Genomic DNA, 23,389 nt, shown 5'->3' with positions numbered 1-23,389 from the left:
GGCCTGAGGGCTACGCGTCCTTCTTGTCCCGCCGGCCGCCGGGTTCGGGGTGGTAGCCGTACGCGGCGGCCCGCACCCTGTCCTCGTCCTCCAGCCCGGAGCCGATCGCGCCGCCGACGGTGGCCAGGGAGCTGCCGATCCAGGCGAGTGTCAGGTAGTCGGTGAGACCGACCGGCCGCTGCAGGGTCTGTTGCAGGACCGAGGTGTCGATCAGGAGCCCCGCGGCGAGGACTGTACCGATGAACAGCGCGAGGTAGGACACCGTGCTGGCCAGGGTGAGCGTGAGGATCGTGCCCAGGTTGAACAGCCGGGCCAACTCGGCCGGTGTCTGCTCGTCCGGTTGCTCCCACAGGTCGTGCGCGACGATCAGCCAGGTCACCAGCGCAGTCAGCGCGACCAGCATGATCACGGTGAGGCGGAGTCCGCCGAGCGCGGCACCCATCTTCCAGACGTTGTTCGTGGTGAGCGCGAACGCGGCCGTGCCGAGCGCGCCGACCAGCAGTTTGGACAGCCCCAGCAGGGCGCGGCCCGGGCGGTTGGCCCGGACCATGCCGGCGACCAGCCGCATTGGGCCGATCACCGGCGAAGCCAGGTACCTGAGCTCCCCGGCGTCCTCGCTCACCACGCGGCCGATGGCGGCAACCCGGCTTGTCAGCTCGTCCGGCGCCCAGCCGGCCGGTGACACGCGGGCGTCGGAGGTGTCGGTGAGCAGCCGGCTCACGAGATCCGGGACGGCTGCGCGGAGCGCTCGTAGCTGGCGCAGTCCCAGCGCGGGCAGGGACACCACCGCGACCCGGCGCCGAGCGGAGACGTGCGCGACCAACGGCACCCCTTCGCTGAGCAGGGGGAGGTCCGTCAGGCAGATCGCGACATCCCACCGGGCATCGGCACGACGGCGACCAAGATCGTCGAGCAGGGCCTCGATGCCACCGTCGCGGTGCGGCGCCACGTCACCCCAGCCTTGCCGGACGGTCCAGAGCACCTCCGCGTCCACCCGCTCGGCCAGCCGATCGGCCAGCTCGGCGGCGAGCCGCGCAACCACCTTGGCCGGGTAGTCCGGCGGAGTCGCCACCAGGCCTACGACGATCTCCGGGCGACGCCGATCAGTGGTCACCATCAATATCCCTTACTCGTTGCCGCCCGAGATCGGCGTCCGACTACCCCGGCTCGGCAGCGCCCGCGCCGCCGCGCGTGACCCGCGCCTGACCGGACGGACCGCCGGCGACCCCGGCGGTCCGTCATCCGGACGCCGGCCGCAGCGGCGGGACGGGCGGGACCTCCGAGGCGCTGTCGATGTCGGCCTGGGTCATGCGGAACTGCGGCGGGTACGCCTCGCGGGTGGTGCGGCGGGGCGGTTCGGTGGTGCGCCAGGTGTACAGGCACCGCCCGCACGACAGCACCTCCCACACGCCGGGGACGGGGGACGTCGCGAGCCGGTCGATCCCGTCGAAGGCGCAGCGCGGACAGATCATGTCGGCTCCTCCCGGCGGGCGGCGTGCATGGCCTGCAGCCTGGCGAACCAGGCCGGGGTCTCGGGCAGGTCGGTGACGGGCTGGCTGTAGTGGCCGCGGCGGTCCGGCTCGACCGGGGTGGTGGCATCGATGACGAGCTTGTCGGTGATGCCCGGCGGCTGCGAGCCGGGGTCCAGCTCCACGATCGACAGGTTCGGAATCCTCACCAGGTCGCCGGCCGGGTTGACCTTCGTCGACAGCGCCCACATCACCTGCGGCAGGTTGAACGGGTCGACGTCCTCGTCGACGACGATGATGATCTTGCAGTAGCCGAGGCCGTGCGGGACGGTCATGGCGCGCATGCCGACCGCCTTGGCGAAGCCGCCGTACCGCTTCCTCGTCGACACGATGCCGAGCAGGCCGTGGGTGTACATGGCGTTGACCGCCTGCACCTCCGGGAACTCGGCCTTCAGCTGCTGGTACAGCGGCACGCAGGTGGCCGGGCCGATGAGGTAGTCGATCTCGGTCCACGGCATGCCGAGGTACAGCGTCTCGAGGATCGGGCGGGTGCGGTGCGACGCCCGGTCGATGCGCACCACGGCCATCTTGCGCCCGCCGGAGTAGTGGCCGGTGAACTCGCCGAAGGGGCCCTCGATCTCGCGCTTGCGCGACTCGATCACGCCCTCCAGCACCACCTCCGAGCCCCAGGGGACGTCGAACCCGGTCAGCGGGGCGGTCGCGATCGGGGCGGGCGCGCCACGCAGGGCGCCGGCCATCTCGTACTCCGACTGCTCGTACCCCAGCGGCGTCCCGCCGACGATGGTGACGATCGGGTCGTTGCCGATGCTCACGACGACCGGGAGGTCCTCGCCGCGCTCCTCGGCCTTGCGCAGGTGGATCGCGATGTCGTGCATCGGCACCGGCTGCAGGCCGAGCCGGCGGGCGCCCTTGACCTGCATGCGGTACACGCCGACGTTCTGCTTGCCGAAGCTGCCGGGGTCGTCCGGGTCGCGGGAGACCGTGACGGCCTTGTCGACGTAGAAGCCACCGTCACCGTCGTTGAGCCGGAACAGCGGCAGCAGCCGGAACAGGTCGACGTCGTCGCCGTCGGCCCGGTGCTCGGCCCACGGCGGGTCCTCCCGGCGCTCGGGCGGCACCGGGAAGTCCTCCCAGCGCCGGATGAACTCGGCCACCTGCTCCTTGACGCCCGTCGCCGGCGGCAGCCCCATCGCGATCGCGTGGTTCGTCCAGGAGCCGTGCAGGTTCAGGGCGATCCGTGCCTCGGTGAAGCCGGTGACGTTGTCGAAGTAGAGACCGGGTGCGGCGTCGCCGAGCCGCGGCGCCGCGTTGGCGGCCGCCCCGAGGTCCGGCTCGGGCGCGACCTCGTCGGTGATCCGCAGCAACTGCCCGTGCCGGTCCAGCGCGTCGAGAAACGAACGGAGGTCGTCGTACGCCATGATCTTCCCTCCGGGCGGTGCACCGAGCCGCCCCGCCGGCGTCTGCCCCCGATCGCCCGCATCATGCGCACACCGGGAAGGTGACCCGGATGTACTGGTTCGGTCGGCTTCGCCGGCAGCCGCACCGCCGAGGTCCGCTGCGCCCTGCACGCGGCGGCGGAGGTCGGCATCGGCCCGGTCGGCAGGATCGGCGGATCGCGCAAGCGGATGACCGCCGAGGTGGCACTGCCGGAGGCCTGGTTCGCCGCGCCCGGCCGGGTGCTGCTGGAGTACCGGTTGCTGTCCGCCGCCGTCGCCGGGCTCGACGCGATCGGGCGCCGCGTTCGGCCTCGACCCGTGCCGGCCGAGGTGTACGGCGCCGTTGCGGGGGTAGTCCGCGGCCGTGATCCTGGTGACCGGGGCGACGGGCACGGTGGGGTACCGGTTGCTGGAGAATCTCGGCGACGCGGCGGCCCCCACCACCGCCATGGTCCGGACCGAGGGCGACGCGGTCGACCTGCCCCCGCGGGTGCGGTACCTCGTCGGCGCGCTCGACGAGCCGCCGCCGCCGGAGGCGCTGCGCCAGTTCGACCAGGTCTTCCTGCTCAGCCCCGACGTCGAGGGGCAGGCCGAGGCCGAGGTGCTCTTCGTCGACGCCCTCGTCGCCGCCGGTCACCGGCCACGGGTGGTGAAGGTGGCGTGCGACGGTTTCCAGGACGTCGACTGCGGTGTGCGGTACATGCGCAGCCACCGGCTCGTCGCGGCGCACCTGGACCGCTCCGGTTTGCCGGCCGTCTACCTGGCGCCTCGGCTGTACATGGAGGACCTGCTCCAGGCGGCGGAAGCGGTGCGCGACGAGGCGCTGCTGCGGGCCCCTGCCGGTGACGCCCGGGTGGCCATGGTGTCTGCGCGGGACGTGGCCGACGTCGCCGCCGCGGTGCTCACCGGCGACGCCACGCCGGACGACGGGGACGTGCTCGTCCTGACCGGGCCGGAGGCGCTGAGCTACGCCGACGTCGCCGACCGGATCTCGGCCGTCTTCGCGCGAACCGTCGAGTACGCCGCCCTCACGCCCGAAGCCGCCCGCGCCGCCCTGCGCGACGGCGGCCTGACCCCGTGGGACGTGGACGGGCGCCTGGAGCTCTTCGGGTGGATCCGCGCCGGCGGCATGGACGGCGTCACCGGCACGGTGCGGGAGACGACCGGCCACCCGGCCCGTCCGCTGGAGGACTGGCTCGACGAGGCGCGGGCCGCGTTCCTGCGGCCGCCCGGGACGCCGCCGCCGCGGATCTGACCCGCGCCGTGGCGTCAGCCGTACGCCACCGTGACGCGCTGCAGGACAAGGCGGACCTTCCCGCGAGGCGCGGGATGATGCGCCGATGGCACCAGCACAAGGCGGCGAAGCGAGTACCACCGACCGCGCCCTGAGGTAGTCCGCCGCTCCCGCCGCATCATCTGGAGCCGGCCTTGTCACAGCCGGCCGCCGGCGGACCCGACCGGGCCGGCGCCGGCCCGGTCAGCTCCGCGGCGAGGGCATAGCTCCCGGAGTATCCGCAGAAGGCGGCGGTCGCCGCGTTGAGCAGTTCCCGGTAGTCTCCGTCCTCGATCGCGGCCCGCCATGCCTCGAGGCTCGCCCACCGCACGATCGTGACGACCTGGAACCGCGTCCGTGGCTCGACGGCCCGGTGCAGCCGAGCCTCCAGGAAGCCGACCTTGCGACTCATGACCGCGGCACGCTCGCGCCAGTCCGCGACGAAGCCGTCGGACTGCGCAGCCGGGACCTCGAAGACGTTGATCAGCGTGATCGGCGACCGGCTGTCCTGACTCATGGGCGGAATCCTCCGGTGAGGTGACGTGTGCCAGATAGACCCCGGCCGGCGGCCGGAGGTAACACGCCCGCCGCCACCTCGCGGCGGATCGGCAAGGGCGCGTCAGTCCACCGGCCGCGGGCGCCGGGCCCGCATGGTCCATCCCAGGGCGCCGCCACCGGCCAGCAGTCCGCCTGCGGGCAGCGCGATGGCCACCGAGTGTCCAACTCCACGATCCGGCGCTTTCGCTGCCGCGGAAGTGAGGGGGCTACGGGGTGCCGTTCCCCGCTTCCGGCCGCTGGGGCCGGTCGAGGCGTGCCACCTGGGCCGGCGGTGGCCACTCGGCCGCCGCCGCGAGCGACGCCTGCTGGCGGTGCTGCTACTGAAGCGAACCGGGTGGTGGCGGCCGGCCGGCTCGAGGACCTGCTCCGGCCGCCAACTTGACGTACATGGGATCCGCCCGTATCGATGAGGACGCCCGTGGCAAGGTCCATGGCAAGGACGCGCGGTGACACTGGCGGCCACCGCAGGCTCTGGAGGAAGCGTGATGGATCGAAGTGACCCGGGCGGCGAGAGCGCGTCGATGCCGCCGGTCAGGCTGGCTGTCGACTACGGCACGTCGCACACGGTCGCGGTCTGGCAGGCCGACGGCGGGCTGCCGCGTCCGCTGCTGTTCGACGGCACGCCGCTGCTCGCGTCGGCGGTCTTCGCCGACGCCGACGGGCGCCTGGCGACCGGGGTCGACGCGACCCGCGGTGCGCGGCTGGACCCGGCCGGCTACGAGCCGCACCCCAAGCGCCGGATCGACGAGGTGGAGGTTTTCCTGGCCGGTCAGGCCTACCCGGTCGTCGACCTGGTCGCGATGACCCTGCGGCGGGTGGCCGCGGAGGCGGCGCGAGTGGCCGGTCCCGTGCGCGAGCTGGTCATGACGTGCCCGGTCGCCTGGGGCCCGGCCCGCCGGGCGGTGCTGTCGCAGGCGGCGGTGCAGGCCGGCCTGCCGTCGCCCGCCTTCGTCACGGAGCCGGTGGCGGCCGCGGCCTACTTCGCTGGCACGCTCGACGCGGTGATCGCGGCTGGGAGCGGATTGGTGGTCTATGACCTTGGCGGCGGCACCTTCGATGTTTGTGTGGTCCGGTGCGAGACGGTCGGCTTCGAGCCGCTGGCCCATCGGGGTCTCGACGACTTCGGCGGGATCGACCTCGACGCGCTGGTCGTCGGCCGGATCGGTGCCGTGGTCGACGGTGAGGCGCCGGAGGCATGGAAGCGGCTGATCGACGACCCGGCCAACCGGCGGTACCGGCAGGGTTTGTGGGACGACGCCCGACAGGTCAAGGAGGCACTGTCACGTCAGCCGCAGGCCGCACTGTACGTGCCGGTGGCCGATCGCGAGGTGCATGTGACCCGGGAGGAGTTCGAGCAGGTGGCTCGGCCCCTGCTGGAGCGCACGGTGCAGGTGACCCTGGCCACGCTGCGGGAGGCCCGGGTGTCCCCGCCTGACCTGGCCGGGCTGTTCCTGGTCGGCGGCGCCACCCGGACACCACTGGTCGCGACCCTGCTGCACCGGGGCATCGGGGTCGTCCCGACGGTACTGGAGCAGCCGGAGACCGTCGTGGCGCAGGGTGCGCTGCTGGCCGCCGCCGCGGCGGGAGCCGCCCACGCCCCGGCGGCACCGTCCCGGTTCGGTCCGCTGGCCCCGGCGCCCGAGGTGGCCGTGGCCGCCCCGCCGGCCGGGCCGGCTCGGGCACCCGTCGCGCGCCGTCGCCGGCCACTGGCCGGGCTGCTCGCGCCGGCGCTGGGCGCGGGGTCGGGCCTGCTGACCGTCACCGCGGCGGCCAGCCCGCGCATTCGCGAGCAGCTGTACCTGTCCGTGGCTGCGCTGACGACGGCCGTTGCCCTGTCGGTGATCGCCGCGGGGCTGGCGGCAGCGGTGTCGATGCGGGCCGGGCGGTCCATCCCGAGACTGTGGAGCGTGCTCTGCTCCGGCCTGCTCATGTCGGGTTCTGCCGTTACGGCGCTGGCGGGGTCGACGGGGTCGGCGGGGATGTTCGCCACCGGGCGGGTGCTGGGGGGAGTGGGCACCGGAGGTCTGGCCGGGCTGGCCTGGGTGCTGAGCGGGCGGTTCGGGGCGCGGGCGGGCTTGGCCCGACGCGTGCTGCTCGGCGCGGCCGTACTGGCCGCGGGCGCGGGCCCCCTGGTGGGTGCCGCCATCGACACGGTCCTGCCGTGGCGCTGGACGTTCATCCTGGCCACCTGCGCCGCGCTCGTCGCGCTGCTCGTCGCCGCGGTCGCGGTGCCGTCGAGGAAGATCATCGCCGCGGAGGCGGCCGCCCGCGCGGTCGCGCCGGCGGTTTGACGAACACCGTCCGCCCGATCGTGTTACCTCAACCGCCCGCGGCGGGTCATCACGGTGTCGGCAGTCATGTGGCGCCGGCCGGGTTGCCGGCGCCGAACCGTAGCGGAGGACGCCATGCAGGCGCGTATGCGAAGCATCGTGGAGCTCGTACCGGAGGCGGTGAAGGCGCTGGTCGCCTTCAGCGCGGCGGCCAGGACGGCCGGGGTGCCGGACGCGACAGCCAACCTCATCCACCTGCGGGCCAGCCAGATCAACGGATGCAGTGTCTGCACCGAGATGCACGCCCGGGAAATGCGGGAGGCGGGCGAGAGCGACCAGCGGATCTTCGCCGTCGCCGCGTGGCGGCACGCCTCGTACTTCACCCCCGCCGAGCGGGCGGCACTGGCCCTGACCGAAGCCACCACCCGGCTCGCCGACGTCCCCGACCCCGTTCCCGACGAGGTCTGGGACGAGGCGGCGAGCCAGTACGACGAGCGGGCCCTCGCCGGCCTGCTCGTGGAGATCGCCACCATCAACGCCTTCAACCGCCTCAGTGTGCCCATCCATCAGCCGTCTGGCGGCGGAGCCTGAGAGCCGATCAGGACCGAGGCCACGCCCCGACACCGCGATCAACATCTTTGCGCTGCCGGCCGGGCAGGTCGACGGGTTCGTCGCCGGCTGGCGGTTTCGCGCCGAGACGATGGCGGCCGCCCCCGGATTCCGTGACTGCCGACTGCGTCGGCGCGGGCGCGCTTCGCGCTGGTCACGTCGCACAACGGGAGAGCGCGGCCGCGATGCAAGCCGCCGCTGCACCGGGTCACCGCGTATCCGGTGGCGTACGAGGTGGTTGCGGCCTACGACGCTCGATCCGGTAAGGGCCGGTGTTACCTTGGCCGCTCGGTGCGGGTCATGGTAGCGGACGGGGACCCTGCGAGCGCGAGGACGGGACGATGCACGACGACGAGTGGCTGGCCAGTGCGTTCGAGCAGCACCGGCCGCGCTTGCGGGCGGTGGCCTACCGGATGCTCGGCTCGTTCGCCGAGGCCGACGACGCCGTGCAGGACACCTGGCTGCGGCTGAGCCGGTCCCAGGGCGCGCAGGTGCACAACCTCGGCGGCTGGCTGACGACCGTGCTCGCTCGGGTGTGCCTGAACCTGCTGCGTTCGCGCACGCAGCGGCGTGAGGAGTCCCTGGACGCGCACCTGCCCGATCCGATCCTCGCGTTGCCGGCGTCGCCGCTGCCGGACGAGCAGGCCGTGCTGGCCGACTCGGTGGGGCTCGCGCTCATGGTGGTGCTCGACACTCTGAGCCCCGACGAACGGCTCGTGTTCGTCCTGCACGACATGTTCGAAGTCCCGTTCGAGCAGATCGCCGGCATCGTGGGACGGACGCCCAACGCGGCGAAGCAGCTTGCGAGCCGGGCCCGTCGCCGTGTCGCCGGCGCCCAGATCCCGGCCAGTCCGGACGTCGTGCGGCAGCGGGAGGTCGTCGACGCGTTCTTCACCGCGGCCCGGCGGGGTGACTTCGAGGCGCTCGTCGCGGTACTGCACCCGGACGTGCAGCTGCGCACCGACACCGGCACGCCCGCCACGTCGATGCTGATCCGTGGCGCCGCCGCCGTCAGCCGCCAGGTCGGTCAGGGCCTCCGCGGCCTGCTCACCGCCCCGCCGGCACAGCTGCACCCCGCCGTCGTGGCCGGATCGGCCGGAGCGATCCTGACGATGCACGGGCGGCCGGTCAGCGTCATCGCCTTCACCGTCGCTGACAATGCCATCCGGCGCGTCGACGCGATAGCCGACGTCGAAAGACTGGAGCGGATGCTGCCTGGCTTCAGCCCTTTGCCAACCGGGCAACGAGACCGTCGGCCTCCAGCTTGAGGTACCGGCGCATCGGCCGCCCGTTGAGCAGGCCGACGAGCGGCGCCGCCCAGCCGGAGACGGGCCAGGATGAGGTCGATGCGGCAGCGGCGTCGTCGCCGGCGCGGACCCGGTGGTCGCCGACCAGCCGGATGCCGGGCAATGTCGAGGACCATGTGCAGCCGTCCGCCGGTGCCCTTCTGCGTCCCGGCGGCGGCTCCTGCGGCAACGCACCCACGCGCCCGCGCCGGACGAACGGCATCGACGACGAGACGGCGACGGGAGAAGCTCGACATGACAGATCAGCCGGAGAGACGGCCCACGTTGGAGGGTCTCGACCTGGGACCAGGGGAGTACTGGACCCGCAAGCGCCAGTTGCCGTTCATGGACGGCGCCGCGATACAGCAGGTCTTGGAGGAGTACGGCCCGGTCGCCCGGCGCCTGCTCGGCAAGGAATGACCAACCAGCCGCAACAGCGTCCGCCCGAGGCGCTGCCTCCGGAGGTCCACGAGCGGACCTACGTCAATCGGGTTCGCCGCGAGAACCTGGATGTCACCAGCACGGGCGCCGTCCGCGAGCCGGTTCCACCATCAGAACAGATCCAGGTCATCGTGCTCAGCGGACGCCCGGCGGTGGGAAAGTCCTCGGTGATCGCGCGATTGACGCGCTCGTTACCACGCGAACCGGTGATTGCCGTCCCGCGCACGTTGCGAGCATGGCTTTGATGGTCTCCATGCTGACGACGTTGGTGACCGGGTTGTTGGCGGCGGCGTCTTGATGCCCGCGGTCGGATCGTCGGTGCGCTCGCCCTCAGCCGCCGTCCAGCGGAAGAAGTTCCTCAAGCCGGCGAACCATGACCCGGCCGTGCCGCTCGTGGTCGTCTCCCGGACGTGGACCACCCAGCGGCGTACGAGTTCGCGCGTCACGTCCGCGGGCGCGAGCTCTGGATCGATGGTGTGCAGCCATGTGCCGAAGGTGGCGAGGGCCCGCCGGTAGCTTGCGAGGGTGTTCTTCGCGTATCCGTCAGCGCGGAGGGCGAGCTCCCACGAGTCGCCGAGCGTGTCGCAGTCTGCGTGTGCGGGCTGAGTCGTCGAGGGCAGTCTGGACCTTGAGCGGCATGCTAGTGGCTATCCTGCGGCTCGCTTGGCATTGTGGCTGGTAGAAGCTCTATAAGTTCCGCCGCGTTGCGCTGAGCGTAGTCCCGGTAGCAGTTGTTCATCAGGACGTGGGTCTCGGCGGTGCTCGCGGCCAGGGCCTGGAGGCGTGGGGTCCACGCCGACAGTTCCGCGTCGGAGTACAGGTAGCCGAACTTCTCGTGGATGTCCTTGCTCGTCCAGCGCTCGCTGTGCCCGTGGAAGCGCACGACCGCCAGATCGGCGGTGGCCTCGACCACCGGCGGGACCGACGAGCGGTGGCCCTGGGGCATGTCGACGACCACGTACGGCAGGTCGTGCGCGCGCAGGAAGTCGAGCGTCTCGCGCTCGTTGTCGCCGTCGAACCACGACGCGTGGCGGAACTCGATGGCGGCGCGCAGGGGTTTGCAGCGAGCGGCCACCTCGAGCAGGGTTTGTTTGTTGTCGCGGCGGATCGTGAACCACGGCGGGAACTGGAACAGCACCGAGCCGATCTTGCCGGTCAGCGGGTCGAGAGCGGACAGGAAGCGCGCCCAGACCTCGTCGACGACGGCGGGCGGCAGGTCGCGCGGGTACACGTTCGGCTTGTCCGTGTCGGGGCGCAGCTCGCGGGGCAGCGCGCTCACCTTCGTCGGGTGGCCGGTCAGCAGGCTGAAGGCCTTGATGTTGAACGTGAAGCCGGGCGGGGTCCGCGCGGCCCAGAGGCGGGTGGTCTGCGCGTTCGGCGGGGCGTAGTACGTCGCGTCGACCTCGACCAGGGGGAACTGGCGCGCGTAGTAGGCCAGCCGCTCCTGCGCGGTCGTGGCCGACGGCGGGTACCAGCCCGACTCCAGCAGCGTCCGGTCGGTCCACGACGCCGTGCCTACCTTGATGTCGCCCATCAGCCCCGCTGTTTCCCGCGGCGGCCGGGGCAAACGTCAGGCGGACGGCGTGTTGGCTAGTTGACCGATCATGGACGTAGGCTCTCAAGGATGCGGATCGGCGAGCTGTCACAGCGCACGGGCGTGAGTCCGCGCTCACTGCGGTACTACGAAGCGCAGGGCCTGCTCACCAGCTCACGCTCCGGCGCCGGGCAGCGTCACTATGCCGATGCCGAGGTCGAGCGCGTGTCGCTCATCCGGCAGCTGTTCGACGCGGGCTTGTCGAGCCGGGTGATCGCGACGGTGCTGCCCTGCGTGGAGACCCCCGGCGATGCGGGCGTCGTCGAGCTGGCGTTCGCGACGATGACGCGCGTGCGCGACCGGATCGACGCCGACATCGCGCACCTGATCGAGACCCGAGCTGCGCTGGACGCGCTGATCGCGGCCAACAGCCGGCACCGGGCGGAGCTGTCCACGGCGCCGCAACCGCTGGCACGGTCGGCCTGAATGCTGTGACCCGCGCCTCAGCCGGTTGCCCCTGACATCGGTGTGAGCGGTGAGGATGGCGGCAGAGCCCGGAACCACCGCGGCCGGTCACTCGAGAGGCAGCAGAAGATGGGGCAGGCGTGGGGTTTCGGCAGGCACGGCGGGCCCGAGGTGCAGGAGTTCTTCGATCGTCCCGATCCCGTCCCCGGCCGCGGCGAGGTGCTGATCCGGGTCGACGTCGCCGGGGTGAATCCCCTCGACCACATGCTGCGCTCGGGTCTGGTCCCCGGGCTCGACGGCGGGCGTCCGTTCCCCCGCGTGCTGGGCATGGAGGCAGCGGGGACCGTGCTCGCCCGGGGCGAGGACGTCGACGGGCTCGAGCTCGGTGACGCGGTCTTCGGCTTCGCGCTCACCGGTGGCGGCACCTACGCCGAGACGACGGTGCTGTCCGCACCGAACACCGCCCGCATCCCGGCGGGTCTGTCCGCGACCGTGGCGGCGACGCTGCCGGTGGCCGGGACGACCGCGGTGGATGCGCTCGACCAACTCGGCCTCCCGGCCGGGGCCACGCTCCTGGTCAACGGGGTCGGGGGCGGGGTCGGCCTCGCCGTCGCGCGGCTGGCGGCCGGGCGCGGGCTGCGGGTGATCGGCACCGGCAGCAGCGCCAAGCGCGAGCACGCCGAGACCGTCGGGGTGCAGTTCATCGACTACGCCGCCGGTGATGTTGCCGCCGCGGCGCGCGAGCTGGCTGCGGGCGGCGTCGACGGCATCGCCGACCTCGTCGGAGGCGCCTCGCTGCGGACGGTCGCTGCGCTCGCCCGGGACCCCCGCAACGTCGTCGCCGTGGGTGATGCGTCCGTGTCCGAGCTCGGTGGGCGTTTCGTCGAGCGCCGCCTCGACCGTGAGAACCTGGAGCGGTCCGCCCGGCTGGCCCTCGACGGACTCCTCGCACCCGTGATCACCGCGGTCCATCCGCTCGCCGACGCCCCGGCCGCCCTCGCCACCGTCGAGCACGGTCACACCTCGGGCAAGGTCGTCATCAAGGTGGCCTGAGCGGCGGCGCAAGCCTGAAGAAGGCCGGTGCAAGCCTCAGGACAGGGCGATGCGCAGGCGGGCGTACGTCGGGATGAGCACTCGCCGCCCGTAGCGGCGCTCCACGATGCGCCAGGGGCGGCCGGTCGCCAGCAGCGCCCGCAGCAACGCGGTTAGCTCCGCACGGGCCACCGGCGCGCCGAGGCACAGGTGCCGGCCGGCGCCGAACCACAGCTGACGGTTGTCGGGCAGGTACTCGCGGTCGAGGTCGAAGCCGCCCGGCGCATTGTTCGCCGTGTACGTCAGCATCAGCACCCGCTCTCCCGCGCGCAGCCGCCGGTCGGCCACCCGCACGTCGGCGCTCACGGACCGGCCGATCACCGGGGCGGGGGTGGTGACCCGCAGGCCTTCGCGGACCGCGTCGGCGATGCGGTGCGGCTCGGCGCGCAGCCGCTGCTGAGAGGCGGTGTCGTGCAGCAGCGCGACCGTACGCGCCATCGCGCTCGCCGCGGTCTCGGTGCCGGCCACCATCAGCAGTACCGCCAGGCCCTCGGTCTCGCGCAGCCCCAGGCCCAGCTCCCGGCAGCGGCCCAGCAGCCGGTCGGCGGGCGCGTCGCGCCACGCGGCGGCGACCCCGCCGGTCATCCGGGCCACGATCGCGCGGGCGGCGGCGACGGTGGACTCGGGCAGGTGCGTGGAGGCGGTGCTGCCCAGGGCGAGCGCGGCCAGGCGCTCGCCGGTCTCGAAGATGTCGCGGTACGCCGCGTCGTCGTCCGGCGCCGCGACGTGCAGGCCGAGCAGGTCGGCCACGATCCGCCCGACGACGACCCGGCCGAGGTCGGCGATGTCGACCGTCTCGCCGGCGGCCAGGGCGGCGGTGCACTGCTCGAGCCGCGGCCCGGCGACCCGGGCGACCAGCGCCGCCGCGTTGTCTTCGGTGAACAGCTCGCGGGCCTTCGTGCGCAGCGCGTGGTGCCCGGCGCCGTCGAAGGCGTCGTACACCCAGTCGCCGAGGACCTGGGCCCACAGGTGGCCGACACCGCCCTCGCCGAGCAGCGTGAAGTGCTCGGGGTCGTTGAGGATGCGCCGCGCGGTCACCGGGTCCGCGACCAGCCAGCCCAGGCCCGGCATCCGGCGGATCGGGCGGGCGAAGCGGCCGAGCGTGAGCAGCACGGGCAGTGCGGGCCGGCTCGCCGCCAGTAACCGCAGCTCATGACGCCGGGCAAGATCGAGGGCCACGCCGCCACGCTATTACAATGACGCACTGGCCGAAGTGGGGGTAGGGGTGTGGAGCGACGGATCACCGCGCTCGGCGGGGTCGCGGTCCACCTGCCCGAGGACCGGCTGTCCAGCCGAGACGTCGAACGGCGCGTCGCCGCGCTCAGCGACGGGTTCGCCCCGCCGGCGGGGCTGATCCGCCGTCTCACCGGCGTCGAGCACCGATACCTGATGCCGGCCGACTGGCAGGCCTCCGACCTCGCCGTCGCGGCCGCGCAGAAGGTGCTGGCCGACACCGGTACCGCACCCGCCGACGTGGACCTGCTCATCTTCGCCTCGGCCAGCCAGGACATGGTGGAGCCGGCGACCGCGCACATCGTGGCCGAGAAGCTCGGCCTGGGCTGCCCGGTGTTCGACGTCAAGAACGCGTGCAACAGCGTCCTCAACGCGATGGAGGTCGCCGACGCGTTCATCGTCTCCGGACGGTACCGCCGGGTGCTCATCGCCTGCGGGGAGTCCCCGTCCCGGGCGACGCGCTGGCGGGTGCCCGGCATCACCGCGTTCCGCACCGCGTTCGCCGGCTACACCCTCTCCGACGCCGGCGCCGCGCTGCTGCTGCACGCATCGCCCGCCCGGCTGGGCGGCCCCGGGATCCTCGGCTTCGGCGCCGCCGCGAACTCGAGCGTGTGGGACGTCGGCACGCTGCCCGCCGGCGGCTCGGCGCACCCGCGCGAGGAGGAGTACACCTATTTCCGCATCGACGGCGGGCGGCTGCGCGACGCGTTCTGCGCGCTCGGCCCGCAGGTGCTCCACGACACCGTGGAACGGCTCGGGCTGCGCTGGGACGACTTCGCGGTCGTCGGGGTGCACCAGGTGTCGCTGGCGTTGCTGGAGGCGGTGCGCTCGGGCATCGGCGTGGCCGCCGACCGGCTTGTGGTGACCCTGCCCGAGCACGGCAATCTGGCCTCGGCGAGCCTGCCGCTGCAGCTGTCGCTCGCGTTGCGCTCCGGCCGGGCCGGCCCCGGCGACCTGGTTGCCCTCGTCGGGCTCGGCGGCGGGATCAGCCTGGGCATCGCGGTGATCCGGCTGTGAGGCTGTGGGTGGTGGTGCCGGCGTACAACGAGGCCCCGGGCATCGCCGCGACCCTGGAGGCGCTGGCCGCGCAGGCCGACCGCGACTTCACGGTCGTGGTCGTCGACAACGGCTCCACCGACGGCACCGCCGACGTGGTCCGCGGGTTCGCCGGGCCGGTCGGTGCCGGGCCGGTGCAGGTCATCGCCGAGGCGCGCAAGGGCACCGGCGCGGCCGCCGACTCCGGCATGCGGCACGCGATCAGCCACGGCGCCACCCACCTGGCGCGCACCGACGCCGACTGCCTGCCGCACCCGGACTGGATCGCGCGCATCCGCGCCGCGTTCGGCGACGGCCTCGAGCTCGTCGCCGGGCAGCTGCTCCCACGCACGGACGAGGGGCCGCTGCCGCGCCGGTACCGGTGGCTGCTCGTCGGCGCCGTCGAGGTGGCGGCGTGGTTCGGCAAGTTCCGCCCCGCCAACCGTGACCCCGCCTATCTGGGCCCGTACGTCATGGCGCCCGGCTGCAACATGGCCATCGAGGCCGGGCTGTACGAGCGGGCCGGCGGCTTCCCCCGCACCGCGATCGAGGAGCTGCACGAGGACCGCGCACTGGTCAACGCGGTGCGCCGGCTGACCCCCGCCTACGGGCTGCGCCGCGACGTGAAGGTCCGCGGCTCGACCCGGCGGGTGCGGGCGTGGGGGATGCGCCGGACGCTGGCGTGGTACGCCGACCACCGTTATCGGCCGTCCATTGTAGACATTCGATGACCGCCCGATGGGAGCGGCGCATCCAGCTCGCGGCGCACCCGCTGACGTACCCGCTCGCGCGCGCCCTGGCCCGGCTCGGCCCGGTGGTGCGGGTGCCGGGGCTCGGGGTCGTGGTCAACGACGCCGCGACCGCGCGGGCGGTGCTCACCGACACCGACACGTTCAGCAAAGCCGCGCCGGGTTCGCCGGCCGACCTGTGGACCCCGGTCCTCGGCCGCAGCGTGCTGCTGAACATGGCCGGCCCCGACCACGCCCGGCTGCGCCGCCAGCTGTCCGGCCTGTTCACCCCGGCCGCGGTGCGCGGGCTGTGCGAACGGGTGCTCGCCGCCACCCTGACCGGCATGACCCGCCGCCTCGCCGGCGGGGAGGGCGTCGACGTGGTCACGGAGGTCCGCCGCTGCGCGGGTGCGGTCATCGCCGAGCTGGTCGGGTTGCCGGCCCGCGAAGCCCGGGACGCAGCCCGCTTCGACGAGATGTTCGCCCGCGGCACGGAGGTCACGTCGATGGTGCGGCTGACCCGGCGCGGCCTGACCCCGCGCCAGGTCGTGCGAGCCCGAACGGTCATGGCGGAGCTCACCGCGCCGGCCGTGGCCGCGTACCGCGCCGCCGACGCGAGCACCGTGCCCGGCCGGATGCGCGAGCTGGGCCTGACCGAGGACGAGGCGCGCGGCGCCGTCGCCGCGTTCGTCCTCACCGGCACCGAGACCCTCGTGTCGTTCGTGCCCCGGCTGGTCGCGCTCGGCATCGACAGCGGCTGGCTGGCCCGGCTCACCGACGATCCGTCGCGGTCGGACGCGGTTGTGGCCGACGCCCTGCGCTACACGGTGCCGTCGCCGGTCATGCTGCGCGGCGTCACGGTCGCCGGCCGCGTCGGCCCGGTCGCCGTCGCCCCCGGCGACCGGGTCGTCATCATGACCCTGTCCTGCGCCCGCGCCTACGGCCCGTTCGACCCCGAACGGCCGCACCCGGCGGAGCTGCGCCGGCTGTGGTTCGGCGCCGGCGCGCACTTCTGCCTCGGCATGCCGCTCGCGCTGGCCGAGATCCACGCCTTCCTCGACGCGATCCTCGACGCCTGGCGGCAGGCCGGCCCGCTCGTCATCCGCGAACGCCGGGCCGCCGCGCGCGTGCTCATTCCCGGGTACGCCCGGCTCGTCCTCGGCCGCCCGTCGTGACCGACCTGCTGACCGCGCTGCTCGCCACCTGCGACGCGCGCGGCGACGCCCCGGCACTGCGGGCGGACTCGGCGCGCCTGACCTACCGCGGGCTGGGCGCGCGGATCCGGGCGACGGCGGCGGGGCTGCGCGCCGCCGGGCTGGCCGACGGCGACCGGGTGCTGTTCTCCGTACGCCCCGAGCCCGCCGGCGTCGTGCTCGCCCTCGGCATCGTCGCGGCCGGCGGCACCGTCGTCTTCGCCGACCCCGGCGCCGGCCCCGAACTGTTCGCCGCCCGCCTCGCCCACACCGCGCCCCGCTGGGCCGCCGCCGAGTCGCTGCTCTACGGCGTCAGCGCCTGGCGGGTGACCCGCCGCCTCGCCCGGCGCCGCGGCGTGCTGCTGCCCGCGTACGACCGCCTGCCGGTCCGCCACGTGTACGCGGGCCGATGGCTGCCCGGGGTGCCCCGCGGCGCGCTGAGCGCGGCCCGCCTCGCCCGCTATCCCGGGATGTCCGCAGTGGACGACGCCGCCGGCCGGGAGGCGCTCATCGTGTTCACCTCCGGCACCAGCGCGGCACCGCGCGCCGTCGTGCACACCCGCGGCTCGCTCGGCGCCGGCCTGTCCGTGCTCGCCGGCCGCTGCGCCGTCGGCCCGCACGACGTGGTGCACACCGACCAGCTGATGCTGGGCCTGCCCGCGCTGGTCGCCGGCGCACTGTGGACCATGCCGCCGTACGGCCTCGCGCCCGCCGCCGACCCGGTCCGCTACGCCGCCGGCCTGAGCGGGGTGAGCCACACGTTCTGCGTGCCCGCCGACTTCGCCGCGGTCCTCGACGCGATCGACGCCGGGCGGGTGGCCGCGCCGGCCGGCCTGCGCCACGTCCTGCTCGGCGGCGCACCCGTCGGCCAGCCGCTGTTGCGCCGGGCCCGGCAGGTGCTGCCCGGCACCGAGATCCTCAGCGTGTACGGCATGACCGAGATCCTGCCGGTCGCCACCGCCACCGCCGAGGACAAGCTTGCCCATCGCGGCCCCGGCGACCTCGTCGGCGCGCCGCTGCCGGGCGTGCGGGCCCGCCTCGCCGACGACGGCGAACTGCTGGTCCGCGGGGCGAACCTGTGCGCGGGGTACCTCGGCGAGCCCCCGATGACCGAGCACGCCACCGGCGACCTGGCCCGCCTCGACGGCGACCGGATCGTCCTCATCGGCCGCAAGAAGGACATGATCATCCGTGGCCGGGTGAACATCTACCCCGGCCTGTACGAACCGGCGATCGCCCGCCTCGACGGCGTCGCGCAGGCCGTGCTCGTCGGCCTGCCGGGCCCGTTCGGCGACGAGCGCGTGGCCCTCGCGGTGGTGCCCGCCGACCCCGAGGACGCCGCCGGCGCGCCGGAGCGCCTCGCCGCCGCGGTGCGGGCCGCGCTGCCCGCGGTGCTCGACGCGGGCGCGCTGCCCGACGAGGTGTACGTCGTGCCGGCCATCCCGGTCACCGGCCGCACCAGCAAGCCCGACCGCGACGCCCTGCGAGCCATGCTGGAGGCGCGGTGCGCGTCGCGGTGACCGGCGCGGCCGGGTTCGTCGGCGGCGCCGTGGCGCGGGCCGCGGCCGGCGCCGGCTGGCAGGTGCACGCGTTCGGCCGCGCGCAGTGGGACATCGACCGCGGCCCGCTGCCGGACCCGCCGGCCGTGGACGCGGTCGTGCACTGCGCCGCGAGCGTCAACGACTGGGGCCCGGCCGCGCCGACCTGGCGCACCAACCTCGACGGCACCCGGCACGTGGCGCAGACCTTTCCCGGTGTACGCCTGGTGCAGATCTCCTCGGCCAGCGTCTACGACCCGTTCGTGCCGACGGTGTGCGCCCGCGAGGATGCGGCCCCGGTCTCGCGGTACCTGACCGCCTACGCCGCGTCGAAGGCCGCGGCCGAGCGCTTCCTCGCCTCCCGGCCGGCCACGGTGGTGCTGCGCCCGCACGCGGTCTACGGCCCCGGTGACCGGGTCCTGCTGCCCCGGATCCTCGGCGCGATCCGCGGGCGCAACCTGTGGATCGTCGGTGACGGCCGCACCCGGCAGTCGCTGACCGCGATCGGCAACCTGGTCGGCGCCGCGCTGCGCGCCTGCGAGCCCGACGCCCCGCCCGGCGTCTACAACGTCGCGGACGCCGAGCCGGTCGCCGTCGCCGACGCGCTGCGCGAGCTGCTTGCCGCCCGCGGCCTGCGGGTCGGCATCCGCACCCTGCCGGCCCGCCCGGCGTGGGCCGTGGCGGGTGCGGCCGAGGCGGCCTGGCGCCTGGCCCGCCGCAGCCGGCCACCGCGGCTGACCCGGTATGCGATCGCGCACCTGGCCATGGAGCGCACCCTCGACCTGACCGCCCTTCGCACCCGCATGGGCCTGCACCCGGCGCCGACGTCCTTCGCCGGCGCCGAGACCTGGTGAGCCGCGGCAGCGGGTCTCGCCGGCGCAGGGGCGCCGTGGCTCATGAGGTCGCAGCGCCGCTCTGATGCGGCGGGTCGGCCGCCCGAGACGGGGTGGCTGACCAGCTGGCGAGGAGTTTGAGCCGGTCTTCGGACGCGGTGCCGGGTTCGGCGGTGTAGATGATCAGGTTGTGCACGGCTCGGCTGGACAGGGGCAGGTCGAGGTGCTGGAAGGTCAGTTCCAGGTGGCCGACCTCGGGGTGCCGGAGTCGTTTGATGCCGTCGTGGCGGATCAGGACGTCGTGCGCGGCCCAGTGGGCGCGGAACTCGGGGCTGAGGGTGGACAGCTCGCCGATGAGGTCGCGCAGGGCCCGGTCGCGGGGCTCGCGAGCGGCCTCGGCGCGCAGCAGGGCGGCGGTGGCGTTGCCGGCGGCGTCCCAGTCGACGAAGAAGTCGGGTGCGCCGGGGTCGAGGAAGATGTAGCGGGCGATGTTGGGCCGGCCGTGCTTGTCGATGGTGGTGCTGCCGAACATCGGCGCGTACAGGGCTCGGGCCAGGGGGTTGCCGGCGATGACGTCCGTGCGGCCGTTGCGCACGAACGCCGAGGACATCGTCATCGAGTCGAGCAGCCACTGGACCCGCGGCGGGACCTCGACGTCCCGGCGACGCGATGGCGTGCGACTGCCGGCCCGCGATGCCTGGGCCAGGTCGAACAGGTAGGTCCGTTCGTCGTCGTCCAGGCGCAGGGCGCGGGCGACCGCGTCGAGGACGCCCTCGGACACGCCGCCGATATGACCCTTTTCCAGCCGCGTGTACCACTCGGTGCTCACGCCGGCGAGGACGGCGACCTCCTCGCGCCGCAGCCCGGCGACCCGGCGGCGGGCGCTGGTCGGCAGTCCGGCCTGTGCCGGGGTGATCCTGGCGCGCCGGCCGGCGAGGAAGTCCCGAATCTCGTTGCGGTTTCCGGGCTGCTGGTCCATGTCGTTCACGGTATCCGCTGGTCACGGCGCGAAGGGGGTAGAGGTTGTACCCCCATGAACGCGACCTTCTCCGGCGGCGGCGATCGCGGTCTTCTGGGATCGAACCTGTGACGGAGGTAGGAGACATGACGAGCAAGACGCTGACCGTGCCGCCGGTGGCGATGGGCACGTGGGCCTGGGGAGACAGTGGTGAGGCGGGCGACGGTTACTTCGGCAGTGAGCTGACCGCGTCCGGCCTGCGTGAGGTCGTCGAGAAGGCGCAGGCGAGCGGGTTCACCTTGTGGGACACGGCGGTGGTGTACGGCATGGGGCACTCGGAGACGGTCCTCGCCCAGGCACTGCAGGGCTACGCCCGCAGCGAGTACCAGATCTCGACGAAGTTCACCCCGCAGGCCGCAGGCGACGGCGACGATCCGGTCGCGGAGATGCTGGAGCAGAGCCTCGACCGATTGGGTACGGAATATGTGGATCTGTACTGGATGCACAACCCCGCCGACGTGGCCCGCTGGACCCCGCTGCTGATCCCGCTGCTGCGCAGCGGCAAGATCAAGCATGTCGGCGTCTCGAACCACAACCTGCGGCAGATCGCGCTGGCCGACCAGATCCTCGGCGAGGCCGGCTTTCGGGTGGAGGCGGTCCAGAACCACTACAGCCTGCTGTACCGCGGCTCCGAGCGCGCGGGCATCCTCGATCACTGCCGCGAGCACGACGTGCGGTTCTTTGCCTACATGGTCCTCGAGCAGGGAGCGCTGACCGGCAGGTACGGCCCGGCCCACCCGTTGCCCGCGGGCAGCAACCGGGCGGCCGCGTACAACGGCATCCTGCCCAAGCTCCAGGCGCTGACGGACCGGATGCGCGCGATCGGCATGGACCGGGGCGCGTCCCCGGCTGACGTCGCCACCGCCTGGGCCATCGCCAAGGGGACCACCCCGATCATCGGCGTCACGAAGGCGCGGTACATCGACGGGTTGGTCCGGGCTCGCGGCATCGAGCTCGCCGCGGAGGAGATCGCGGAGCTGGAGGCGCTGGCCGACGCCGCGGACGTCGACACGCGCGGCTGGTGGGAGCACTGATCGGGCGGGCGACGGCGGCCCGGGCGGCCTCGAGGACCCGGGCTCGACGGCGAGGAGGTTCTGCTCGATGATGCGGCTCACCGCGAACGCCGCGCACACTGTGGTTGCGGATCAGGCCGGCCCGGCGGCACCGAGCGCGAAGCCCTGCGCCGGGCTGTCCTTGCTCAAGGCGCCGGCGTCGATCCCAAGGACGCCGGGGCGGCATCCGGCCTGCTTCAGGCCATGCGGCAGATCGGGGCGTCGCTGGGTCTGGCCATCCTGGTGACCGCGCCGAGGTGAATCATGGGATGATCCGCCGCGCCCCGACCGCGACGAGGCCGGGGTTCGATGCCTGCCGCCCTAGCATCGACTGGTTGCCTCCGGCCGCTGCACCTGCCCAGCCCGGCCGGATTTGCCGCGTTCGACCAGAGGACCGATTGATGCGCGGACGCCTTGCGTCGTGGCTGGTGCGGTTCAGCCGGCCGTCGACCGCCGTGGGGATCGCGGTCGGCGGCGGGTTCACCGTCGTGGAGACGCTGCTGGTCGTGCCGCTGCGGCAGGTTGCCCCGACAGAAGCTCTGGCCCTCGTCTACTTGCCTGGTGTCCTCGTGGTCTCCGTGGTGTGGGGGCTGTGGTCGGGTGTGGCGACGTCGATCCTCGGCGCGCTCGCGTTCGACTACTTCCACACCCCGCCGATCGGGCGCTTCCAGGCCGGGGACTGGCGGGACTGGCTCGGGCTTTCGGTGTACCTCATGGTCGCCGTGGTCTCCGGTTCGCTGGCGCAGCTGGCCCGCGTGCGGGCGCTCGAGTCCGTCGAACGAAAACGGGAGGCCGACGCGGTCGCCGAGATGACCCGGCTCATCCTCGGCGCCGACGATGTGCGCGCGGTACTGCCGGAAGCCTCCGATCGGATCGCGTGCGCCATGCGGCTGCCGTATGCGGCGATCGTGCTCGACCCGGTGCCGCGGCGTGAGGGCCAGATCCAGCTGCTGCTGGACCCGGGCGCGCTCGTGGTCCCCGCAGACGTCCCGGACCGTGTCCTGCGGCGCCTGCAGGACGGGGTGGTGCCCGGGCTGGCGACCGTGCTGCGGGCCGGGCGGTCCCTGCAGGCGAACCGGGCCGGGCTGCAGGCGCTCCTCGCCCAGCAGGCGGCGTTGCGCCGGGTGGCAGTCCTGGTGGCCAACGGCGTCGCCTTCGCCGAGATCGTCACAGCGGTCGCCGCCGAGGCGGCCGACCTGTTCCACGCGGACGCCACGCGGGTCTGGCGCTGGGACCGTCCCGGGTCGGTGACCGGCGTCGCCGAGTACAACAGGGAGCCAGGATCCGAATCGACGGTGGGCAGACAGGTCGGCTTCGCCGGTGGCGTCGCGGAGCTGGTGCTGCGCGGCTCCCGTCCGGCCCGCTTGGACTCGTATGAGGGCCGCAGCGGCGCGCTGGCCGATTTCGCCCGCGCGGGGGGCATGCACGCCTCGGTCGGCGCGCCGATCGTTGTCGAGGGCCGGGTCTGGGGCGTCGTCGTCGCCCTGTGGCGCCGGGCCGGCGCGCCGCCACAAGGCATTGAGCATGAGCTTGCGAAGTTCACCGAGCTCGTCGCGACCGCGATCGCCAACACCGAGAGCCGGGCGGAGCTCACCGCGTCGCGGGCCCGCCTCGTCTTCGCCGCGGACGAGGCCCGCCGCGGCATCGAGCGCGAGCTGCACGACAGCGTGCAGCAGCGGCTCATTTCGCTCGGGCTGGAGCTGCGCTTCGCCGAGGCGATGATCCCCAAGGAGTTCGGCGAGGTACGGTCGCGGTTGTCGGCCACCTCCGCGGGGCTGTCAGCCACGTTCGAGGACCTTCAGCGGATCGTCCGCGGCATCCATCCGGCGCTGCTGTCCCAGGGCGGACTGGTCCCCGCGGTCAAGGCGCTCGCCCGCCGCAGCGCGGTCCCGGTGGCGGTGCACGGGGGGCCGAACCATCGCCTGCCCGGCTACGTCGAGGTCGCCGCCTACCACGTCATCTCGGAGGCGCTCGCCAATTCGGCCACGCACGCCGACGCCTCGGAGGTCTCCGTGGAGATCGACGTCGTCGCGGACGAGTCGGCGGTGGACGGGTCGTCGGCCGGTGAGATCCTCACCGTGACGGTCCACGACGACGGCGCCGGCGACGCGGACCCGAACCAGGGCGTCGGCCTGGCCGGCCTGCGCGACCGGGTCGAGGCGCTCGGCGGCACGTTGACACTGGCCAGCCCGGCCGGCCGTGGCACGTCCGTCAACGTGAAGCTGCCCACGGGCGGCCAAGGCCCGCAGGATGCGCAGGCCGGCCGGTCGATCGGTGGAACGTGACGAAGCGGAAGCCGGTCCGC

General features: G+C 73.7%; 23 protein-coding genes. 15 read left to right on the top strand and 8 right to left on the bottom strand.

The window, feature by feature from the left end:
- Positions 1-10 precede the first annotated feature (10 nt).
- The 3 genes from ACQP2P_RS27415 to ACQP2P_RS27405 form a co-directional block, all read right to left on the bottom strand.
- A complete protein-coding gene (locus ACQP2P_RS27415) occupies positions 11-1,117 on the bottom strand; it encodes a hypothetical protein (RefSeq protein ID WP_433605469.1) in 1,107 nt (368 codons plus the stop codon).
- Positions 1,118-1,238: 121 nt separating this feature from the next.
- The gene (locus ACQP2P_RS27410; RefSeq protein WP_433605467.1) at positions 1,239-1,472 is read right to left on the bottom strand and encodes a non-oxidative hydroxyarylic acid decarboxylases subunit D; all 234 of its coding nucleotides are present in this window, start codon (positions 1,470-1,472) and stop codon (positions 1,239-1,241) included.
- Entirely contained in the window at positions 1,469-2,908 is a 1,440-nt protein-coding gene (locus tag ACQP2P_RS27405) for a non-oxidative hydroxyarylic acid decarboxylases subunit C (protein WP_433605465.1), read from the bottom strand. The genes ACQP2P_RS27410 and ACQP2P_RS27405 overlap by 4 nt, the downstream gene beginning before the upstream one ends.
- A gap of 382 nt (positions 2,909-3,290) precedes the next feature.
- Here ACQP2P_RS27405 and ACQP2P_RS27400 point away from each other — a divergent pair, with 382 nt between their 5' ends.
- Positions 3,291-4,181, top strand: coding sequence for an NmrA family NAD(P)-binding protein (locus tag ACQP2P_RS27400; protein ID WP_433605463.1), 891 nt, complete (start codon positions 3,291-3,293; stop codon positions 4,179-4,181).
- Positions 4,182-4,338: 157 nt separating this feature from the next.
- Here the strand turns inward: ACQP2P_RS27400 and ACQP2P_RS27395 are convergent, their stop codons facing one another.
- Positions 4,339-4,716, bottom strand: a complete 378-nt coding sequence (locus tag ACQP2P_RS27395) for an antibiotic biosynthesis monooxygenase family protein (protein ID WP_433605461.1) — start codon at positions 4,714-4,716, stop codon at positions 4,339-4,341.
- 526 nt (positions 4,717-5,242) lie between these two features.
- Here ACQP2P_RS27395 and ACQP2P_RS27390 point away from each other — a divergent pair.
- The 5 genes from ACQP2P_RS27390 to ACQP2P_RS27370 all read left to right on the top strand — a co-directional run bounded on the left by ACQP2P_RS27390 (position 5,243) and on the right by ACQP2P_RS27370 (position 9,608).
- Entirely contained in the window at positions 5,243-7,048 is a 1,806-nt protein-coding gene (locus ACQP2P_RS27390; protein ID WP_433619288.1) for an Hsp70 family protein, read from the top strand.
- A gap of 126 nt (positions 7,049-7,174) precedes the next feature.
- Entirely contained in the window at positions 7,175-7,618 is a 444-nt protein-coding gene (locus ACQP2P_RS27385; protein ID WP_433605459.1) for a carboxymuconolactone decarboxylase family protein, read from the top strand.
- Between the two features lie 290 nt (positions 7,619-7,908).
- A complete protein-coding gene (locus ACQP2P_RS27380) occupies positions 7,909-8,904 on the top strand; it encodes a sigma-70 family RNA polymerase sigma factor (RefSeq protein WP_433605457.1) in 996 nt (331 codons plus the stop codon).
- Positions 8,905-9,177: 273 nt separating this feature from the next.
- Positions 9,178-9,342: a hypothetical protein gene (locus ACQP2P_RS27375; RefSeq protein WP_433605455.1), complete on the top strand. Its 165-nt coding sequence runs from the start codon at positions 9,178-9,180 to the stop codon at positions 9,340-9,342.
- Complete coding sequence (locus ACQP2P_RS27370; protein ID WP_433605453.1) at positions 9,339-9,608, top strand: hypothetical protein; 270 nt, start codon at positions 9,339-9,341, stop codon at positions 9,606-9,608. Before ACQP2P_RS27375 ends, ACQP2P_RS27370 begins: the two co-directional genes overlap by 4 nt.
- Here ACQP2P_RS27370 and ACQP2P_RS27365 read toward each other — a convergent pair.
- On the bottom strand, positions 9,555-9,983 hold the full coding sequence (locus tag ACQP2P_RS27365) for a site-specific integrase (protein ID WP_433619286.1): 429 nt from the start codon (positions 9,981-9,983) through the stop codon (positions 9,555-9,557). The two genes, ACQP2P_RS27370 and ACQP2P_RS27365, sit on opposite strands and share 54 nt — an antisense overlap.
- A gap of 20 nt (positions 9,984-10,003) precedes the next feature.
- Complete coding sequence (locus ACQP2P_RS27360; RefSeq protein ID WP_433605452.1) at positions 10,004-10,897, bottom strand: DUF72 domain-containing protein; 894 nt, start codon at positions 10,895-10,897, stop codon at positions 10,004-10,006.
- 90 nt (positions 10,898-10,987) lie between these two features.
- On the opposite strand from ACQP2P_RS27360, the gene ACQP2P_RS27355 reads away from it, so the two are divergent.
- Both ACQP2P_RS27355 and ACQP2P_RS27350 read left to right on the top strand, forming a co-directional pair.
- Positions 10,988-11,383, top strand: a complete 396-nt coding sequence (locus tag ACQP2P_RS27355) for a MerR family transcriptional regulator (protein WP_433605450.1) — start codon at positions 10,988-10,990, stop codon at positions 11,381-11,383.
- A 108-nt stretch (positions 11,384-11,491) separates the two neighbouring features.
- The gene (locus tag ACQP2P_RS27350) at positions 11,492-12,415 is read left to right on the top strand and encodes an NADP-dependent oxidoreductase (RefSeq protein ID WP_433605448.1); all 924 of its coding nucleotides are present in this window, start codon (positions 11,492-11,494) and stop codon (positions 12,413-12,415) included.
- Between the two features lie 36 nt (positions 12,416-12,451).
- Here the strand turns inward: ACQP2P_RS27350 and ACQP2P_RS27345 are convergent, their stop codons facing one another.
- Positions 12,452-13,633 (bottom strand): cytochrome P450, encoded by a 1,182-nt coding sequence (locus tag ACQP2P_RS27345; protein ID WP_433605446.1) that lies wholly within the window; start codon positions 13,631-13,633, stop codon positions 12,452-12,454.
- A gap of 48 nt (positions 13,634-13,681) precedes the next feature.
- Here ACQP2P_RS27345 and ACQP2P_RS27340 point away from each other — a divergent pair, with 48 nt between their 5' ends.
- From ACQP2P_RS27340 to ACQP2P_RS27320, 5 genes are read left to right on the top strand one after another with little or no spacing between them, the layout of a single operon-like run.
- A complete protein-coding gene (locus ACQP2P_RS27340; protein WP_433605444.1) occupies positions 13,682-14,704 on the top strand; it encodes a 3-oxoacyl-ACP synthase III family protein in 1,023 nt (340 codons plus the stop codon).
- On the top strand, positions 14,701-15,453 hold the full coding sequence (locus ACQP2P_RS27335; RefSeq protein ID WP_433605443.1) for a glycosyltransferase family 2 protein: 753 nt from the start codon (positions 14,701-14,703) through the stop codon (positions 15,451-15,453). The genes ACQP2P_RS27340 and ACQP2P_RS27335 overlap by 4 nt, the downstream gene beginning before the upstream one ends.
- A complete protein-coding gene (locus ACQP2P_RS27330) occupies positions 15,450-16,625 on the top strand; it encodes a cytochrome P450 (protein ID WP_433605442.1) in 1,176 nt (391 codons plus the stop codon). The genes ACQP2P_RS27335 and ACQP2P_RS27330 overlap by 4 nt, the downstream gene beginning before the upstream one ends.
- A complete protein-coding gene (locus ACQP2P_RS27325) occupies positions 16,622-18,163 on the top strand; it encodes a class I adenylate-forming enzyme family protein (protein WP_433605440.1) in 1,542 nt (513 codons plus the stop codon). Before ACQP2P_RS27330 ends, ACQP2P_RS27325 begins: the two co-directional genes overlap by 4 nt.
- Complete coding sequence (locus ACQP2P_RS27320) at positions 18,148-19,035, top strand: NAD-dependent epimerase/dehydratase family protein (protein ID WP_433605438.1); 888 nt, start codon at positions 18,148-18,150, stop codon at positions 19,033-19,035. The genes ACQP2P_RS27325 and ACQP2P_RS27320 overlap by 16 nt, the downstream gene beginning before the upstream one ends.
- Before the next feature lie 40 nt (positions 19,036-19,075).
- On the opposite strand, the gene ACQP2P_RS27315 is transcribed toward ACQP2P_RS27320, so the two are convergent.
- Entirely contained in the window at positions 19,076-19,993 is a 918-nt protein-coding gene (locus tag ACQP2P_RS27315) for a helix-turn-helix transcriptional regulator (protein WP_433605436.1), read from the bottom strand.
- 125 nt (positions 19,994-20,118) lie between these two features.
- Here ACQP2P_RS27315 and ACQP2P_RS27310 point away from each other — a divergent pair, with 125 nt between their 5' ends.
- Positions 20,119-21,066, top strand: coding sequence for an aldo/keto reductase (locus ACQP2P_RS27310; protein ID WP_433605434.1), 948 nt, complete (start codon positions 20,119-20,121; stop codon positions 21,064-21,066).
- A gap of 419 nt (positions 21,067-21,485) precedes the next feature.
- The gene (locus ACQP2P_RS27305; protein WP_433605432.1) at positions 21,486-23,369 is read left to right on the top strand and encodes a DUF4118 domain-containing protein; all 1,884 of its coding nucleotides are present in this window, start codon (positions 21,486-21,488) and stop codon (positions 23,367-23,369) included.
- The last annotated feature ends 20 nt before the right edge of the window (positions 23,370-23,389 follow it).

Origin of the sequence: Dactylosporangium sp. CA-139114, assembly GCF_050955725.1 — a bacterium.
GTDB lineage: Bacteria > Actinomycetota > Actinomycetes > Mycobacteriales > Micromonosporaceae > Dactylosporangium.
The sequence above is the reverse complement of the archived record's forward strand: the minus strand, read 5'-3'. Positions and strand labels throughout refer to the sequence as shown.